Source organism: Chryseobacterium contaminans (genome assembly GCF_001684955.1).
GTDB classification, from domain to species: domain Bacteria; phylum Bacteroidota; class Bacteroidia; order Flavobacteriales; family Weeksellaceae; genus Chryseobacterium; species Chryseobacterium contaminans.
The window spans coordinates 24,334-42,254 of sequence record NZ_MAYF01000356.1 but is presented as its reverse complement, the minus strand read 5'-3'; the positions used below and the strand labels follow the sequence as shown (position 1 = coordinate 42,254).

Sequence of the window (17,921 nt, the reverse complement as noted above, 5' to 3'; positions counted from 1 at the left end):
AAATATAAATTAAAAAATAATCTAATAACTCATAATTCAGAAAGGTGAATATCATATTTAAAAAAGATACTTGGCAGGAAATTTATTATTCATTGAGGAATAATAAACTCCGCACATTCCTTACCATGATTGGAGTAGGATGGGGGATGTTTTTGTATGTAAGCCTTCTTGGCGCTGCAAAAGGTATGGAGAATGGGTTTGATAAATTGTTTTCCGGATTTGCTACCAACTCTATTTTCCTGTGGGCACAAAAGACATCTATTCCTTATGAGGGATTTCCTAAAGGAAGAGAAGTTCATTTGAACTTATCAGATATGGAAATGCTCAAAAGAAAAGTGGTGGATGTAGATTATATATCACCCCAGAATGCAAGAGGGAGCTTTACAGGAACACCGGGAGAATCCATATCAAGAAACGGGAAAAGTGCTACTTATTCTTTGACAGGAGATTATGCAGTAGGAAATAAAATTTCAGAAAAGAAACTTATTTTCGGGCGTTACATCAATGATGCCGACGTTTCCGGAAATAAAAATGTAGTAGTTATAGGAGAAGAAATCTACAAAAATCTTTTTGATTCCAAGAAAAAAGAGAATCCGATAGGGCAGTCTATCAATATAAAAGGCATATTCTTCAATGTAATTGGTGTTTTCAGAGTAAAGAAAGGTGGAGGTTTTGAGAATGACCAAACAGCCTTTATTCCACTATCTACCTATACTAAAATGTATAATGCAGGAGAGCAGATTGATCTGTTTGCTATTGTAAGCAAGCCCAATGCTAACGTTAACGGAGTGGAAGAAGAAGTAAAACAGGTATTAAAAGCAAAAAATAAAATTTCTCCCGAAGATACCAATGCCTTTGGAAGTTTCAACCTGGGGAAAGAGTTTAAAAAACTGACTGGTTTCCTCACCGGAATGCAGCTTTTAACCATCATTGTAGGTACATTAACTATTCTTGCTGGGGTTATTGCCATTTCCAACATTCTCTTGATTACGGTAAAAGAAAGAACCAAGGAAATAGGAATCAGAAGAGCATTGGGCGCAAAACCGGCAGAAGTAAGAAATCAGATCTTGCTGGAAAGTGTAGTGATTACACTCTCATCAGGACTTTTAGGGTTTATGTTTGGGATTTTTGTGCTGATGATTTTAAATATAGCCACCCAGGGGCAGGACTCGTTTCCTTTCTATAACCCTACAGTGAATTACGGAAACGTATTTGCAGCCATGGCAGTAATGGTTGTTTTAGGATTGATTATAGGAATGATTCCTGCGCAGAGAGCTGTGAAAATTAAGCCAATTGAAGCATTAAGAACAGAATAATAATTTGAAAATGATATAATTTGAAAATTTGAAAATAAAAAATGATCAGTAGCTATATGGTATTCATCTTTTTTAAATTTTTAAATCTTTCAATCCTTTAATTAAAAAAATAAACTATACATATGAAAAAGAAATTCACTTGGAAAAAAGCCATTTATATAGTGTTGGGGCTTTTATTTGCAGTGGCATTGTTCTCAGGGATTGGTTATCTTATAAAATCGAACTCCAAAGAAAGCGAGGCATTCCTTACCCGTAAACCTAGCATTCAGAATATGGATGATAAGGTAATGGCCACCGGAAAAATTGTTCCAAAGGAAGAAATTGAAATCAAACCTAACATTACAGGGATTATCGATAAAATTTTAGTGAAGGAAGGAGACCGGGTAGAAGTAGGGCAGCTTATTGCTACCGTGAAAATTGTACCAAGTATCTCTGAGGTGAATGCCGCCCAGCAGGAAGTTCAGAATGCGCAAATTCAGATCAGTAATGCACAAATGAATGTTGGAAATATGCAGAAGCAGTTTGATATGCAGGATAAGCTGTATAAGCAGGGAGTGGCTTCCAAACAGGAATTTCTTAATGCTCAGCAGCAGTTATTCTCTCAGCAGCAAACTCTAAAAAATGCTCAGCAGCAATTGAATACCGCGCAAAAAAGATTACAGATCGCGAAAACCGGAGCTACTCCTGAGCTTCAGGGGCAAGGTTTGGCTACCACACAAATTCGTTCCAAAGCATCAGGAACAGTGCTTGAAGTTCCTGTAAAATTAGGAAGCCAGGTAATTGAAGCGAATAACTTTAATGCGGGAACAACAATCTGTTCAGTAGCGGATTTAAATTCCCTGATCTTCAAGGGAGAAATTGATGAAGCGCAGGCAGGAAAACTGAAACAAGGGATGGATATGAATATTGTTATCGGTGCCCTACAGAATAAAACTTTTCCTGGAAAGCTGACTATGATTGCTCCTAAAGGGAAAGATAATGCAGGAACCATCAAATTTCCGGTAGAAGGAAATGTGGAAAATCCTAATAATGAATATATCAGAGCCGGATTCTCTGCTAACGGAGAAATTGTACTAAGCTCTCAGAAAAATGCCTTATTACTGGATGAATCTTTAGTTCAGTATGAAAAGAAACAGGGAAAAGATGTTCCTTTTGTAGAAGTGAAGCAGCCAGACGGGAAATTTAAGAAAGTATATGTAAAACTTGGAGCCAGCGACGGAATCAATGTTCAGATTCTTCCAGGATCCAACATTACAAAAGACTCTGAAGTGAAAGTGTGGAATCCTTCTGATAAAGATAAAGAAGAATTAAAAGAAAAAGCAAAGGCAAAATAATAAACTGACACTATAAATTTTTAAACTGTTAGGTCCCGGAGAAAGCTTCTCCGGGATTTTTTATTTTATTTGAAGATTATATTAGTATGGTTTTCAGTAATATGGATAAAAATAACTTTCATCTTCCTATATTTATCTTTCAATTATAAAATTATAATCATGAAAAAAAGCTATCTGATCCTGATCCTTTTTATCATTGTGAAATTTGTTCTGCAATATATTTTGGTAAGTCCTGAATATGATCTGCAGCGGGATGAGTACTTGCATTTGGATCAGGGAAGTCATCTTGCCTGGGGCTATCTTTCCGTTCCTCCTGTTAGTTCATGGATATCATGGTTGATAAAGATACTCGGGGATTCGGTATTTTGGATAAGGTTTTTTCCTGCGTTATTTGGTGCGTTAACAATAGTTGTTGTCTGGAAAGCCATTGAAGAATTAAAAGGTGGTCTTTTTGCCTCTGTTCTTGCTTCGTTAGGATTATTGTTTTCTTCATTACTTCGGCTGAATATGCTTTATCAGCCCAATTCACTGGATGTTCTTTTATGGACTTCCTTCTTCTATATCCTGATACAATATGTAAACACCGAAAAAGCAAAATGGTTGTATTGGGGCGGAATTATCTTCGGAATTGGTATTCTGAATAAATATAATATTGCTTTTCTTGCATCAGGATTTATTCCAGCGCTTTTAATAACCAAGCAAAGAAGGATTTTTACAAACCCTCATGTGTATGGATCTGCAATTTTAGCTTTACTGATTATTCTTCCCAATCTCATCTGGCAATATCAGCATGGCTTGCCTGTAATTCATCACATGAAAGAACTTTCCGAAACGCAACTGGTAAATGTTAATAGATTTGATTTTTTAAAATCCCAGTTTTTATTCTTCATGGGAGTAACCTTTGTTATTGCTTTTGGTTTTTATGCCTTATTGTTTTACAATCCTTTTGAAAAGCTCCGTTTTTTCTTTTTTGGGTATGTTATCACCATATCATTATTTTTATTTTTTAGAGCCAAGGATTATTATGCTATAAGTATTTATCCTATTTATATAGGCTTCGGATCTGTTTATCTTGAGAATATTTTAGAACGCGGATGGGAAAGGTTTCTTAAGCCTGTCTGTATCTTACTCCCTTTACTTCTGTTTGTACCTGTATATAATCTAGCCTTTCCTAATAAAAGTCCGGAATCTATAATAAAAAATACTGAAGCTTATAAGAAATTCGGGCTTCTGCGTTGGGAAGACGGTAAAGATCATCCCTTACCTCAGGATTTCGCAGATATGTTGGGCTGGAAAGAGCTTGCACATAAAGTTGATAAAGAATATTCCAGGTTATCAAAATCCGGAAATACTTTGGTGCTTTGTGATAACTATGGACAAGCCGGGGCTATTAATTATTATTCAAAAAAAGGAATAAAAGCCGTTTCATTCAATGCAGATTATATCAATTGGTTTGATTTAAGTAAGAAATATAAGAACCTGATCAGAATTAAAAACCGCCCTGAAGATGAACTTAAAGAGACAGGTGTTTTTTTTGAACATGCTATAATAGCTGATTCTGTTACCAATCCGTATGCCAGGGAAAAAGGCACTACGATTTTCAGTTTTGAAGGCGCCAAAATAGACATACGGAAAAGACTTCAGGAAGAAATTGTTGAAGTTAAAGGAAGAAACTAATATTTTATTGCTGAAATCAGAGGTAGAGATTAATAAATAAAATCGAATAAGAACATAAAAAAACACTATTGCAATAATGTTGCATTAGTGTTTTTTATTTTACCTTTGTAATATCAATTATTAATTTCATGAATCATGCAAAATAAAAACTTTGAAGTGATCATTATCGGAGGAAGTTATGCTGGATTATCTGCAGGAATGTCCTTAGGAAGATCTTTAAGGAATGTTTTAATTGTTAACGAAGGAAAGCCTTGTAACAGCCAGACACCTTATTCACATAATTTCATTACCCATGACGGTAAAGTACCAAAAGAAATAGCATCGCTTGCAAAAGCCGACGTTGAACAATATAAAACTGTAGAGTTTTATAATGGCAGCGTTACAAAACTAATAAAGAGTGCAGATGGTTTTGAAGTTAAATTATCTTCAGGAGAAAGATTCCATGCGAAGAAAATTATTCTAGCTTCCGGAATAAAAGATATCATGCCGGATATTCCTGGTTTTGCTGAGTGCTGGGGAATTTCTGTATTACATTGTCCGTATTGTCATGGATATGAAATAAAAAATGAAGTGACAGGTATTTTAGCTAACGGTGATATGGCTTTTGAGTTTTCAAAACTTATTTTTAATATGACCAAAAAATTGACTCTGTTTACCAATGGAAAATGCACCCTTACTAAAGAACAGGTTGAAAATTTGAAGACTCATGATATCAGCCTAAATGAAGATGAAATAAAAAGCATTGAACATGAAAATGGAAGGATTCAAAGAATAATCTTTAAAAATGGAAATACTGTTGCTTTAAAAGCTTTGTATGCTAAAATTCCGTTTGAACAGAATATAGATGTTTCAGATTTAGGAGGTGAATTGACGGATCAGGGATTTATTAAAGTTGATTTTATGCAGAAAACATCGGTTCCCGGAATTTTTGCCTGTGGTGATAATGTAACCATGATGCGATCTGTAGCGAATGCTGTAGCACAGGGAAATTTAACCGGAGCTATGGTTAATAAAGAGCTTTCAGACGAGGAATTTTGAGGTGGATGAACTGCTGATAGGGATGTAGTGCAATGTTAAAATCTCATGTCAATAATGTAAAGAACAAAATTTATAAATAGTCAATACTTTAAAGCTTTTATAAAATATCAGGTCTAAAATCATATTTTTTGATGCCAAAATCTCAACGAAAATTCCGTACATTTGGGGTGAAAAATTTCAAAAACTAAAAGTAAAATGGATATTATTTTCGACCTGATTGAAAAGGAAAGACAAAGACAGGCCCATGGATTAGAACTTATCGCATCAGAAAACTTTGTTTCTGAAAATGTGATGAAAGCAATGGGAAGTGTACTGACAAATAAATATGCTGAAGGGTATCCCGGAAAAAGATATTACGGCGGATGTGAAGTAGTAGATGAGGTTGAAACATTAGCGATCAACAGAGCGAAGGAACTTTTCGGAGTAGACTATGTAAACGTACAGCCACATTCCGGATCTCAGGCGAATGCTGCCATTTATCTTGCTGTTTTGAAGCCGGGAGATAAGATCATGGGAATGGACCTTTCAATGGGAGGACACCTTACTCACGGTTCTGCTGTAAACTTCTCAGGAATTCAATATGAAGTAGTTTCTTACGGAGTAGAAAGAGAAACAGGTCTTATCGATTATAATCAAATGAGAGAAGTCGCTTTAAGAGAAAGACCAAAAATGATGATTGCCGGATTCTCTGCGTATTCAAGAGATCTTGATTATGCTAAATTCAGAGAAATTGCAGATGAGATTGGAGCCACTCTTTGGGCGGATATTGCTCACCCTGCAGGTCTTGTAGCTAAAGGATTATTAAATTCACCATTTGAACACTGCCATGTTGTAACCACTACAACTCATAAGACTTTAAGAGGTCCAAGGGGAGGAATGATTATGATGGGGAAAGACTTTGAAAATACATACGGCCACAAAACTCCAAAAGGAGAAACTAAAATGATGAGCCAGGTATTGGATGGTGCTGTGTTCCCAGGAATTCAGGGTGGTCCGCTAGAACATGTTATTGCAGGTAAGGCAGTTGCCTTTGGTGAAGCTTTGGACGGACAGTTTGAAACTTATGCAAAACAGGTTAAAGCTAATGCTCAGGCATTATCAAAAGCGATGATCAACAGAGGATTTGATATCGTAAGTGGAGGTACAGACAACCACTTAATGCTGGTAGACCTTAGAAATAAAGGAGTAAATGGTAAAGAAACAGAAAAAGCATTAGTACTTGCCGATATTACATGTAATAAAAATATGGTTCCTTTCGATGATAAGTCTCCATTTACAACATCTGGTATCAGATTAGGAACAGCTGCTATCACAACAAGAGGGCTTAAAGAAAATGATATGGAAACAATTGCAGAATTAATCTCTGAAGTAGTAGACAATATCAAAAACGAAGAAGTTCTTATATCTGTAAGAAAGAAAGTGAATGAATTAATGGAAGGTAAAGCATTATTCAACTACTAATAAAAAAACTTATAATATAGTATGAAGAATGAGCGAGAGCTCATTCTTTTTTATTCATATGGAAAAGAAATCTTTCACTTTTGATGAGATCAAACAAAAACTGGTGAGCTATTGCGTATACCAGGATCGTTGCCATGCCGAAGTAGAACAGAAAATGAGAGAATTTTTGCTGATTGATGAGGCTAAGGAAGAAATTATCCTTTACCTGATGAAGGAAAATTATCTTAATGAAGAGAGATTTACAAGAAGCTATATCAGAGGAAAATTTTACATCAAACACTGGGGGAAAAATAAAATCAGAATGAATCTTAAACAGAAGCAAATTTCTGAAAAAATGATTAGCATGTGTTTTGATGAAATATATGAAGATGATTATATAAAAACCATCAAAAGGATTTATGAAGATTATTCCTCTAAACAAAAAGGACTTCAGGAATACCAGAGAAAAACAAAGACCATAAAATATTTGATGAGCAGAGGCTTTGAATATGAAAAAATAAATGATATTTTTGACTGAAAAACCAAAACACAGAAAGTTTGGAAGAAAATAAGATTTGGCTGTCACCACCACACTTAGGAGGAAAAGAATTGAACTATATACAGCATGCTTTTGATACCAATTGGATTTCCCAATATGGCTCAAATATAGATGAGTTTGAGAAAACACTTGAAAATTATCTTGAGAATAACTCATTTGTAACAGCTTTATCTTCAGGAACAGCAGCAATACATCTTGCGTTAAGGCTATTGAATATTGAGGAAGGAGATTTTGTTTTATGTCAATCATTTACTTTTGTAGCATCAGCTAACCCTGTTCTTTATCAGAAAGCTATTCCTGTTTTTGTAGATAGTGAACCTACTACGTGGAATATGTGCCCTAATGCACTGGAAGATGCTATTAAATATTGTTTAAAACAAGGTAAAAAACCTAAAGCAATCATTCCTGTTTCATTATATGGTATGCCTTTTATGGTAGATGAAATCTTAGAAATTTCCCGGAAATATGAAATTCCGATTATCGAGGATAGTGCAGAAGCTTTAGGAAGTAAATATAAAAATAAACCTTGTGGAAGTTTCGGAGATTTATCAATCATAAGTTTTAATGGAAATAAAATTATTACAACTTCTGGCGGGGGAGTTCTTATATCAAGAAATCAAAAATCTAAAGATAAAGCATTATACTTTGCTACACAGGCAAAAGAAAATAAAGACTATTATAACCATTCTGAGGTTGGATATAATTATAGAATCAATAATATTTCGGCGGGTATTGGAAGAGGACAGTTAGAAGTACTGGAAGAAAGAATTGTGAAAAGAAGAGAAAATCATCAATTCTATCAGTATATTTTTGAAAAATATGATGAAATTAACCTCTTCGAAGAGCCTGATGATAATTTCTTTTCAAACTATTGGTTAAATACAGTAACAATTGAAAAGAAAGATTCTAGGTTTACAAAAGAAAAGCTAAAACAAATATTTTCTGAGAATAATATAGAAACCAGATACTTGTGGAAACCCATGCATCTGCAACCCCTATTTAGTGAATGCAAATTCTTTGGTCGGAATGTTTGTGGTACAGTTTTTGAGAAAGGTTTATGCTTGCCTTCAGGTACTAATCTAACTGAAGGAGACAAAGATAGAATTAAAGAGATTCTGATTAATCTCAGATATTAGATTTATTTTTTAAGATTTAAGGAATTGATGATATTTTATTTTAATTTTGCACGATCTTTACAGATCGATATTAATTTAATGAATGGCTTTTTTGCCGAATAATAATATGAACACAAATAAGGACAATGTATAATTCTTTCAGGAAAAAAATATTTGGAGGGGATAATGTTGTCAATCTCTCAGATGTAAGATATCTTCCCAGATGGATAATACTCATAATAGATATTATTATTCTGGTTGTATCTTTATTTCTTTCAACGTACATTATAGAAAAAATTACTCAAAAAGAATTTATTTATCATAACGATAAGAGTATTGTTTTTGCTTTTATCATACTGGTAAACACAAGTTTTATGTATATCTTTAAAACTTATGCCGGGATTATCAGGCATTCTACCTTTATAGATTTATTTAAGCTTTTGGTTTCGTGCTTTTGTACAATGTTTGTCGTTGCTACAATTAATGTGGTGTATTTTTGGGTCACAGGTGGTAAATTTATTTTAACTCCTTATCTGGTTTTATATTTTGTAATTTCTTTTATGGGATTATTCCTGTTTAGACTTTATGTCAAGGAATTTTTTCATATCGTAAGAGAATACAGAAGAAGTTCATTGAAAAAAAGGATTCTAGTATTAGGGATTGATGAGCAGTCTATTGCTATAGCAAGGGCCATTTTAGATAATCCTAACCTTCCATATCAGGTAGTTGGCTTTTTAACACAACGAACTGATTCAAAAAGGGCATCTCTACTTGGTAAGCCAATCTATGCTAAAGAAAAAATTGAAAACAGTACGAAGGATGATTTGGTGATTGATGGAGTCATTATTGTAAAAGAAATGATGGCTAAAGATGAAATGAATTCCTGGGTGAATCTTTTTCTTGAAAAAGACTTAAATGTTTTTAAAGCACCTTCGGTCCAAAAGCTCAGAGACAGTGACCTCGGCGGATCCATCAGAAATCTTCAGATTGAGGATCTGCTGAACAGAAAACCGATCAAGATCGAAAATGAAGAAGTTAAAAGTAGACATTATGGAAAGAATGTTCTTGTAACAGGAGGAGCTGGTTCTATCGGAAGCGAAATTGTTAGACAGGTAGCTCAGTTTACCCCTTCTTTAATTGTTGTTTTAGATCAGGCCGAAACACCTTTGTATGATATTGAACTTGAAATGAAGGAAAAGTTTCCTCATATCAGATTTAAGTTTGTTCTTGCTGATGTTTCTAATATGCATAGAGTAGAAACATTATTTCAAACTTATAATTTTTCAATGGTGTATCATGCTGCAGCCTATAAACATGTGCCTTTAGTTGAAGATAACCCTAATGAAGCAATTCGGGTTAATGTATTGGGGTCAAAAAATATCGCGCTTTTATCAAGTAGATATAATGTTAATAGATTTGTAATGATATCTACCGATAAAGCAGTAAATCCTACAAACGTAATGGGAGCCTCAAAAAGAGCTGCTGAATTATTTGTACAGTCTTTACAGCATAAAGAAGGAAATACTACAAAATTTATTACAACAAGATTTGGGAATGTTTTAGGATCAAATGGATCTGTAATCCCTCACTTTAAAAAACAAATCGAAGCAGGAGGACCTGTTACAATTACTCATCCAGATATTGTGAGATATTTCATGACCATTCCTGAAGCATGTGAGCTTGTTCTTCAGGCGGGAACAATGGGACATGGGGGTGAAATTTTTGTTTTTGATATGGGAGAGCCTGTGAAAATTTTAGATTTGGCTAATAGAATGATTAAGTTATCAGGATTTGAACCTAATATTGATATTAAAATTATTTATACCGGGTTAAGACCAGGTGAAAAATTATATGAAGAGCTATTAAGTGATAATGCAAAAACTCTTCCTACTCACCATGATAAAATCATGATTTCTAAGGATCCTATTATATCATTTTCGGAAATTGATGACCTTGTGAATTTAATCACTGAAGCATCTGTGATGAAGGAAAAAGTGGAGGTTGTAAAGATTTTAAAGCTTATAGTGCCTGAGTTTAGGAGTAATAATTCTATCTATGAGGTTTTAGATAGATAGAAAGAAATATAAATGTATATTTGTACAATTTTAAAATATGAAAAGTAAAATAATAGGGATATTTTGTGCTTTCTTATTGGTTTCTTGTAAAGTCAATGAGAAGGCAAAAAATGATTTAAACTATATGCAAAATATTGAAAATGTTGCTATAGAATCATCTACAAAAAATTCAAATTCTACAATACAGTCAGGTGATCAATTGGTTATTCTCATTACAGCTAAAGATATGGATGTTGTAAAAGCTTTTAATCAAAATTATTCATCTTCTGAACTTATTCAGACTAATGCTTTTGCAGGAGGTAATACTCCTAATCAAGGTTTAACAAATATAACTGGTCCTACTTATATTGTAGACTCTAATGGTAATATAGATTTTCCCATTCTAGGAAAGCTTAATACAGTGGGAAAGACACTATCTGAATTCAAAGATATGTTGAGATTGGAAATGACCCGATATGTTATCAATCCAACAGTAAATGTTAGGTTGGCCAATTTTAAAATTACTATTTTAGGAGAGGTAACGAGACAGGGTGATTATGTCGTTTCTAATGGGCAAGCTACTATTCTTAATGCTCTTGGGATGGCGGGTGATTTAACCCAATATGGTAAAAGAGATAATATATTGATTATAAGGAATGAAAATGGTCAGATAACACATGGTAAAATAAATCTTCAAGATGCCAATCTTATTAATTCACCTTATTACCATCTTAAACAAGGAGATGCAATTATTGTAGCTTCAAACAATACAAAAGATTTAGCCTCTAAACAAAACCCCAATACAGGATTATATTTAACAGCTGCTTCAATTGCTATCACAGCTGCTGCAGTTGTTGTAAGTTTAATCAAGAAGTAAAAAAATTAATGGACAACCAAAAAACTTTGCATTCCTCAGAAGGAGAAAATTCAAATAATATTAATGAAATCATTAAACCTTATTTAAGAAAATGGAAATGGTTCATTATTTCAATGCTTTTATGTGTTATTGCAACCTATTTTGCTTTGAAATTTATTACACCTGTCTATAGTATAGAAACTACAGTTCTGATAAAGGACTCTAAAAACACCCCTGCAGCAGGAAGTGAAATTGGAATACTCCAGGATTTATCCGGATTTGGAGGAATGAAAACAAACAGTATTGATAATGAGATAGAAGTCCTCAAATCTAAAAAGCTAATGAGAGATGTCGTAAAATCTTTAGATTTACAGGCTGATATCATTGCTAAAAAAAAGATAGGAAGTGTTGAATTATACAAGAAATCTTCTCCAGTACTTGTTAAAGTAGTTTCAGAAAAGCCGTTGGCAGAGTTTCCGAAAGTACCAATCAATTTAAAAATAAAAGGAGATCAATTGTATCTTAGTTCAGAAGAACTTAGTAAAGAAATTGTTTCCAGTTTTGGTAAGACCATTAATCTACCTTATGCTACAATCATTATTATTAAAAATAGGGAATTTAATCCATTACTAGCTAAAGGCATAAATACAGATGAATTGCAACTTAGTATAGTACCTATGGAAGTTAAAGTATCTTATTTTCAGGGGATTTCTAAAATTGGTACTGTGAGTAAAGATGCTACCGTTTTAGGTTTATCTATGACTTATCCACAACGTGAAAAGGCTATTGATATTCTGAATGCATTGGTTGTTGCTTATAATAATGATGCAATTACTGATAAAAATCTCGAATCTAAGAAAACTTTAGATTTTATTGAGGATAGAATAAAGAAACTATCTACTGAGTTGGGAGATGTTGAAAGTCAAAAAGAAAGCTTCAAATCAAAAAATAATCTTACTGATCTTGAAACGGAAGCTCGAATAAATTTGGAAAGTTCAGCTGCTGCAAGAGCTAAACAATTAGAGGTTGATGCCCAGTTAGAATTAACAAATTCTTTAATTGGATTTGTTTCTAAACAAGGGCAATTTCAAGTTCTTCCATCTAATGTAGGTTTAAATAATCAAGAAGCAAGTTCAGGTATTACAACCTATAACCAGTTGGTGATGCAGCGTAATAGATTATTAGAATCTGCAACTTCCGAAAACCCAGCTGTAATTGATATCACCAAGCAGATAAGTTCAATGCGTACAACCATAATGCAAAGCCTGCAGAGGAATAAAGATGGATTGGAATTAGCAAGAAATGAATACTTGGGTGAACAAAATAAAGTTTCAGGTAAAATATCTAAATTACCTTCTATTGAAAGATTATTCAGAGGAATAGAAAGGCAACAGCAGATTAAAGAGAATTTATATCTTCTTCTTCTTCAAAAAAGAGAAGAAACAGCTATAGGTTTATCTATTACAGCTCCAAAAGCAAGGGTAATTGATACAGCTTATGCTTCAAGTGTTCCAGTTTCACCTAAGAAAATCATTATTCTTGGGGGAGCTCTAGTTGTAGGTCTACTAATCCCTTTTATCATTATCTATTTACTTGAGCTTCTAAATAATAAAGTTGTATCTAAGCATGATCTTGAAAACTTGACTCATGCTCCAGTAATTGCAGAACTACCGAGCTTAGAAAAAGGAGATCCAGATATTGTTCAAATGAATGATATCACTCCAATGGCTGAAGCATTTAGAATTCTAATAACCAATATGAATTTTATGCTTCCCAAAAATAAGAGTAAGGGAAAAGTAGTATTTGTTACCTCAACAGTTAAAGGAGAAGGGAAAACATTTACATCCGTCAATCTGGCTCTTACTTTAGCTAATCCTAAAAAGAAAGCAATTATTATTGGCTCAGACATTAGAAATCCACAATTGCAAAGATATAACCCAACAAGAAAGGGGCTTGCAGGACTTACTGAATATCTTTACTCAGATCAAACTCAACTTGAGGATATTATTCATGTTTCATCTTTTAACCCACACTTAGATGTTATTTATTCAGGGATGATTCCTCCTAATCCTACAGAACTACTTTCCAATGGTAGATATGAATCATTGGTTGATCAGCTTAAGGAGAAATATGATTACGTAATTCTAGATACAGCACCGTTGCTTCTTGTTACTGATACCTTCTTAATTGCAGATATGGCAGATGTAACAATTTATGTGGCAAGATCTAATTATACAGAAAAAGCATTAATTGAATTTGCTAATAACAACGTAGATCAGAAAAAAATTAAGAACGTTGGATTTGTATTAAATGATGTAAGCCATGAAAATTTGGGTTACAGTAATAAATATGGCTATGGTTATACTTTTGAAAAGAAAACCTGGTTCCAAAAACTAAAAGATAGATTTTAAATGAAAAAGATTCTAATTACAGGAGGTGCTGGATTTATAGGTTCTAATCTTACAGAATATTTCTTAGGAAAAGGATATAAGGTTATCTGCCTTGATAACTTTGCAACTGGACATAGACATAATGTAGAGCCCTTTTTAGGTAATCCAAATTATACATTAATTGAAGGAGATATTCGTAATTTTGAAACTTGTATACAAGCTGTACAAGGAGTGGATTATGTACTTCATGAAGCTGCTTTAGGATCAGTACCCAGATCTATTAAAGACCCTCAAACTTCTAACGAAGTTAATATTTCAGGTTTTTTAAATATGCTAGTAGCTGCAAGGGATGCAAAAGTTAAAAGATTTATATATGCTGCTTCATCTTCTACTTACGGAGATTCGAAAGCTTTACCAAAAGTAGAAGAGGTAATTGGTCGTCCTTTATCTCCTTATGCTATAACAAAATATGTAAATGAATTATATGCTGATGTTTTTAGTAAAACATATGGGATAGAATGTATTGGTCTTCGTTATTTTAATGTTTTTGGAAGAAGACAAGACCCTCATGGAGTATATGCAGCAGTAATCCCGTTATTTGTTAAACAATTTATGAATGGTGATTCACCACGAATTAACGGAACAGGAGATTATTCGAGAGACTTCACGTATATTGATAATGTTATTCAAATGAATGAATTAGCAATGTTAACGGACAATCCACACGCGGTCAATACAGTTTATAATACAGCTGTTGGAGAGCGTACTACCTTAAATGATTTGGTATTGTGCTTGAAAAGACTGTTAAGTAACTACGATGCAAAAATAGCTGATATTGAAATAGAATATGGACCAAACAGATTAGGTGATATTCCTCATTCATTGGCTTCAATAGAAAAAGCTAAAACATTACTAGGTTATTCTCCAAGCCATACTCTTGAAAAAGGATTAGAGGAAGCCGTAAAGTGGTATTGGGAGAATTTGTAATAAATTTATATGAATGATTTTAGAGCAGACATTCAAGGGCTAAGGGCTTTAGCTGTTTTTCTTGTATTTATTTTCCATATTTCTTCTTCGGTACTACCTGGAGGTTTTCTGGGAGTAGATATTTTCTTTGTGATTTCAGGCTATTTAATTTCCGGAATTATTTTAAAAAAAGTTGAAAAAAAAAGCTTCCGATTTATAGATTTTTATATTGGCCGTCTTAAACGTATTGTACCTGTATATTATATCGTTTTAACTGTAATTTTAACTGCAGCTGTACTCATTTATCTCCCTTCTGACATTTTGCAGCTTAGGATGAATGCATTTTGGTCTGCAATTTTTGCATCTAATATATATTTTTCTACGCTGGATACTTATTTTGGGGCGTCAAGCATAGAGAATCCTTTTCTTCATACTTGGACTCTTTCTATTGAAATGCAGTTTTATTTTTTATTACCATTATTACTGTATTTTATCAATAAAAAATGGCTGCCGATAGTACTAACAATTATTATTATTGGTTTTTTAGGATATTCAGTCTGGGGAACTTATTTTTTAGATCTTAAAAGTAAAATGTATTTTTCTTTGGCGGCAAGAATTCCTGAATTTTGTATAGGTGCTTTGTTTGCTGTAAAGCAGGATACTATTAAGAAAGTTGGTGCATCTGCTCTTAATTATTTATCAACTATTAGCTTTGTTGTAATTCTTATTTGTGCTTGTTTGTTTTCTGAAAAATCTGACTATCCTGGATATTTGGTGATTATTCCTTGTTTGGCTACCAGCTTTTTACTGATCAATAAAAGTAGTTTTATTAATCGCAAAATTTTCAGTAATAGAGTTGCTGTACATATTGGAGAATTATCATATTCCATTTATTTATGGCATTGGGCAGTAATGGCATTGTGGCGTTATTATAATGTTGCTTATGAGTTTAGTGGACTTGAAATTATTTTAATTATAATTTTGACTTACCTTTTATCTCTACTGACATATTTTACAATAGAAAGTTATTTTAGACGAACGAATAATAAGAAATTTTTTACTCTACTTAGTGTATTGGTTATCATTCTTGGAATGGTTGCAACATTATTACCTAAATTGAATACTTATTTTTATACAATACCAGATAAATATTCTCGACCTACTTTTGGTCTTAAATCTCACTCAAATTCATTTGAAAAGGTGGAAAGTTTTGGGGATTTATCAAAAAAGTCAGATTCAATTTTGTTAATAGGTGATAGCCATGCATTAGTTTACAAAAATATTTTACACAATTTAGGACTTATTAATTCATTTAATTTTAGAACAATAACAAATGATAGATATCCGAATATTCCAGGAATAAATCAGAAAGACTTTTCTAACAAGGATCTATTTATTCAGTATTCCAATATTGTGACAAAAACGAATGATGAAATTAAGAAAGCCAAAATTATTTTTATTTGCTCAGTTTGGTTTGATGACCAATCCTCCTTACCCAATGCTTTAAATCAGTTTTTAAAAAGTCTTGATGCTTCACAGACTGTTGTTATCTTACCAGATTATCCTACTCCAGATAAGAATCCAATACGGATGAACAGAGATTTTATAAAGAAAGATAATTCTGAATATAAATATACTGTTGAATATAAAAAACTGCCTGCAAGAATTCAGAAAGTTTTAGAACAATATAAGAATGTACATATAGTAAGTATAGATTTTAAAGAAAAATTGAAAGATATACCATTTAATAAAGATACATTAATGTACTATGATAAAGGTCATTTGAATTTATATGGGACTGAAGTAGTTTCAAAAGAATTTGATGAAGAATTTATGAATAGTATTAACAAAATTTTACAAAGACATTAATAATGAAAAGTTTTAAAATTGCCATTATTGGATTAGGATATGTGGGACTACCTTTAGCGCGTTTATTTGCGACTAAATTTCCTGTTGTTGGTTTTGATATCAATGAACAACGAATTAGGGAGTTAAATGAAGGTAAGGATAGTACATTAGAAGTTCCAGATGAAGTTTTACAGTCTGTATTGATTGATAAAAGCCCTTTTGACACAGCCACAAACGGTTTATTCTGTTCTAATAATATTGAAGATATTAAACAGGCAAACATCTATATAGTTACTGTGCCTACTCCGGTTGATAAGAATAATAGACCAGACTTAACTCCACTTTATAAATCTTCTGAAACGGTAGGGAAAGTACTTTCATCAGGAGATATTGTGATCTATGAGTCTACAGTATATCCTGGTGTTACAGAGGAAGAATGTGTTCCTGTTTTGGAAAAAATATCTGGATTAGTTTTTAATGAAGATTTTTATGTTGGGTATTCTCCAGAAAGAATCAATCCGGGAGACAAAGAGCATACAGTAGAAAAAATTCTGAAAGTAACTTCAGGATCTACCCCTGAAATAGGACAAGTTGTGGATAATCTCTACAAATCTGTTATTACTGCTGGTACACACTTAGCTCCTACTATTAAAGTAGCAGAAGCGGCTAAAGTGATTGAAAATTCTCAAAGAGATATTAACATTGCATTTGTAAATGAATTAGCAAAGATTTTTAATATCCTAAAAATTGATACTCATGCGGTTTTAGCTGCAGCGTCTACAAAGTGGAACTTTTTACCTTTCAAACCAGGACTGGTTGGAGGGCATTGCATTGGGGTAGACCCTTATTATTTAGCACAGAAAGCTCAGGAACATGGTTACCATCCGGAAATAATTTTAGCTGGAAGAAGACTTAACGATTCAATGGGAGAATATGTGGCTTCACAGATCGTTAAAGCAATGATCAAAAAAAATATTAAAGTTAATGGAAGTAAGGTTTTAAATCTTGGAATTACTTTTAAAGAAAACTGTCCGGATGTTCGTAATACAAAAGCCGTAGACGTAATAAAAGGACTTTCCGATTATTCATTAGCTGTAACCACATATGACCCTTGGGCAAATCCTTCTGAGGTTGAACATGAATATGGCTTGTCTATACATAATGAAGTCCCTGAAGAAAAATTTGATGCTATTGTTCTAACTGTTGCTCATAAAGAATTTGCTGATTTTGATTTTGATAAATACCTGGCTGATGGTGGAGTCATTTATGATATAAAAGGTTTTGTGAATCAAGACGATGTAATCAGATTATAAAAATCTCTGAAAATG

Annotated in this window: 13 protein-coding genes; all 13 read left to right on the top strand. The window is 33.0% G+C overall.

Features of this window, described 5'->3' with window-relative positions:
- Window positions 1-44: 44 nt before the first annotated feature.
- The 13 genes from BBH99_RS20840 (at window position 45) to BBH99_RS20780 (ending at window position 17,906) form a co-directional block, all read left to right on the top strand.
- A complete protein-coding gene (locus tag BBH99_RS20840; RefSeq protein ID WP_066700251.1) occupies window positions 45-1,316 on the top strand; it encodes an ABC transporter permease in 1,272 nt (423 codons plus the stop codon).
- A 122-nt stretch (window positions 1,317-1,438) separates the two neighbouring features.
- Window positions 1,439-2,650 carry an efflux RND transporter periplasmic adaptor subunit gene (locus BBH99_RS20835; protein WP_066700249.1) on the top strand — a complete coding sequence of 404 codons (1,212 nt, stop codon included), beginning with the start codon at window positions 1,439-1,441 and terminating at the stop codon, window positions 2,648-2,650.
- Window positions 2,651-2,809: 159 nt separating this feature from the next.
- Window positions 2,810-4,327: a glycosyltransferase family 39 protein gene (locus BBH99_RS20830; RefSeq protein ID WP_066700247.1), complete on the top strand. Its 1,518-nt coding sequence runs from the start codon at window positions 2,810-2,812 to the stop codon at window positions 4,325-4,327.
- A 135-nt stretch (window positions 4,328-4,462) separates the two neighbouring features.
- Window positions 4,463-5,365, top strand: coding sequence for an NAD(P)/FAD-dependent oxidoreductase (locus BBH99_RS20825; RefSeq protein WP_066700245.1), 903 nt, complete (start codon window positions 4,463-4,465; stop codon window positions 5,363-5,365).
- Between the two features lie 195 nt (window positions 5,366-5,560).
- On the top strand, window positions 5,561-6,826 hold the full coding sequence (glyA, locus tag BBH99_RS20820) for a serine hydroxymethyltransferase (protein WP_066700244.1): 1,266 nt from the start codon (window positions 5,561-5,563) through the stop codon (window positions 6,824-6,826).
- Between the two features lie 58 nt (window positions 6,827-6,884).
- On the top strand, window positions 6,885-7,343 hold the full coding sequence (locus BBH99_RS20815; protein WP_083188897.1) for a regulatory protein RecX: 459 nt from the start codon (window positions 6,885-6,887) through the stop codon (window positions 7,341-7,343).
- 20 nt (window positions 7,344-7,363) lie between these two features.
- Complete coding sequence (locus tag BBH99_RS20810) at window positions 7,364-8,500, top strand: DegT/DnrJ/EryC1/StrS family aminotransferase (RefSeq protein WP_066700243.1); 1,137 nt, start codon at window positions 7,364-7,366, stop codon at window positions 8,498-8,500.
- Between the two features lie 125 nt (window positions 8,501-8,625).
- Window positions 8,626-10,554, top strand: coding sequence for a polysaccharide biosynthesis protein (locus tag BBH99_RS20805; RefSeq protein ID WP_066700242.1), 1,929 nt, complete (start codon window positions 8,626-8,628; stop codon window positions 10,552-10,554).
- A gap of 37 nt (window positions 10,555-10,591) precedes the next feature.
- Window positions 10,592-11,410 (top strand): polysaccharide biosynthesis/export family protein, encoded by an 819-nt coding sequence (locus BBH99_RS20800; protein ID WP_066700236.1) that lies wholly within the window; start codon window positions 10,592-10,594, stop codon window positions 11,408-11,410.
- An 8-nt stretch (window positions 11,411-11,418) separates the two neighbouring features.
- Window positions 11,419-13,800, top strand: coding sequence for a GumC family protein (locus tag BBH99_RS20795; RefSeq protein WP_066700234.1), 2,382 nt, complete (start codon window positions 11,419-11,421; stop codon window positions 13,798-13,800).
- Entirely contained in the window at window positions 13,801-14,766 is a 966-nt protein-coding gene (locus tag BBH99_RS20790; RefSeq protein ID WP_066700232.1) for an SDR family oxidoreductase, read from the top strand.
- Between the two features lie 9 nt (window positions 14,767-14,775).
- Window positions 14,776-16,614: an acyltransferase family protein gene (locus BBH99_RS20785; RefSeq protein ID WP_066700227.1), complete on the top strand. Its 1,839-nt coding sequence runs from the start codon at window positions 14,776-14,778 to the stop codon at window positions 16,612-16,614.
- Between the two features lie 2 nt (window positions 16,615-16,616).
- Window positions 16,617-17,906, top strand: coding sequence for a nucleotide sugar dehydrogenase (locus BBH99_RS20780; RefSeq protein ID WP_066700223.1), 1,290 nt, complete (start codon window positions 16,617-16,619; stop codon window positions 17,904-17,906).
- The last annotated feature ends 15 nt before the right edge of the window (window positions 17,907-17,921 follow it).

What these genes read in the sequence shown, in the direction of transcription:
- BBH99_RS20835 (WP_066700249.1), top strand. Translation starts at nt 1,439, where the DNA reads ATGAAAAAGAAATTCACTTGGAAAAAAGCCATTTATATAGTGTTGGGG.
- BBH99_RS20830 (WP_066700247.1), top strand. Translation starts at nt 2,810, where the DNA reads ATGAAAAAAAGCTATCTGATCCTGATCCTTTTTATCATTGTGAAATTT.
- BBH99_RS20825 (WP_066700245.1), top strand. Translation starts at nt 4,463, where the DNA reads ATGCAAAATAAAAACTTTGAAGTGATCATTATCGGAGGAAGTTATGCT.
- glyA (WP_066700244.1), top strand. Translation starts at nt 5,561, where the DNA reads ATGGATATTATTTTCGACCTGATTGAAAAGGAAAGACAAAGACAGGCC.
- BBH99_RS20815 (WP_083188897.1), top strand. Translation starts at nt 6,885, where the DNA reads ATGGAAAAGAAATCTTTCACTTTTGATGAGATCAAACAAAAACTGGTG.
- BBH99_RS20805 (WP_066700242.1), top strand. Translation starts at nt 8,626, where the DNA reads ATGTATAATTCTTTCAGGAAAAAAATATTTGGAGGGGATAATGTTGTC.
- BBH99_RS20800 (WP_066700236.1), top strand. Translation starts at nt 10,592, where the DNA reads ATGAAAAGTAAAATAATAGGGATATTTTGTGCTTTCTTATTGGTTTCT.
- BBH99_RS20795 (WP_066700234.1), top strand. Translation starts at nt 11,419, where the DNA reads ATGGACAACCAAAAAACTTTGCATTCCTCAGAAGGAGAAAATTCAAAT.
- BBH99_RS20790 (WP_066700232.1), top strand. Translation starts at nt 13,801, where the DNA reads ATGAAAAAGATTCTAATTACAGGAGGTGCTGGATTTATAGGTTCTAAT.
- BBH99_RS20785 (WP_066700227.1), top strand. Translation starts at nt 14,776, where the DNA reads ATGAATGATTTTAGAGCAGACATTCAAGGGCTAAGGGCTTTAGCTGTT.
- BBH99_RS20780 (WP_066700223.1), top strand. Translation starts at nt 16,617, where the DNA reads ATGAAAAGTTTTAAAATTGCCATTATTGGATTAGGATATGTGGGACTA.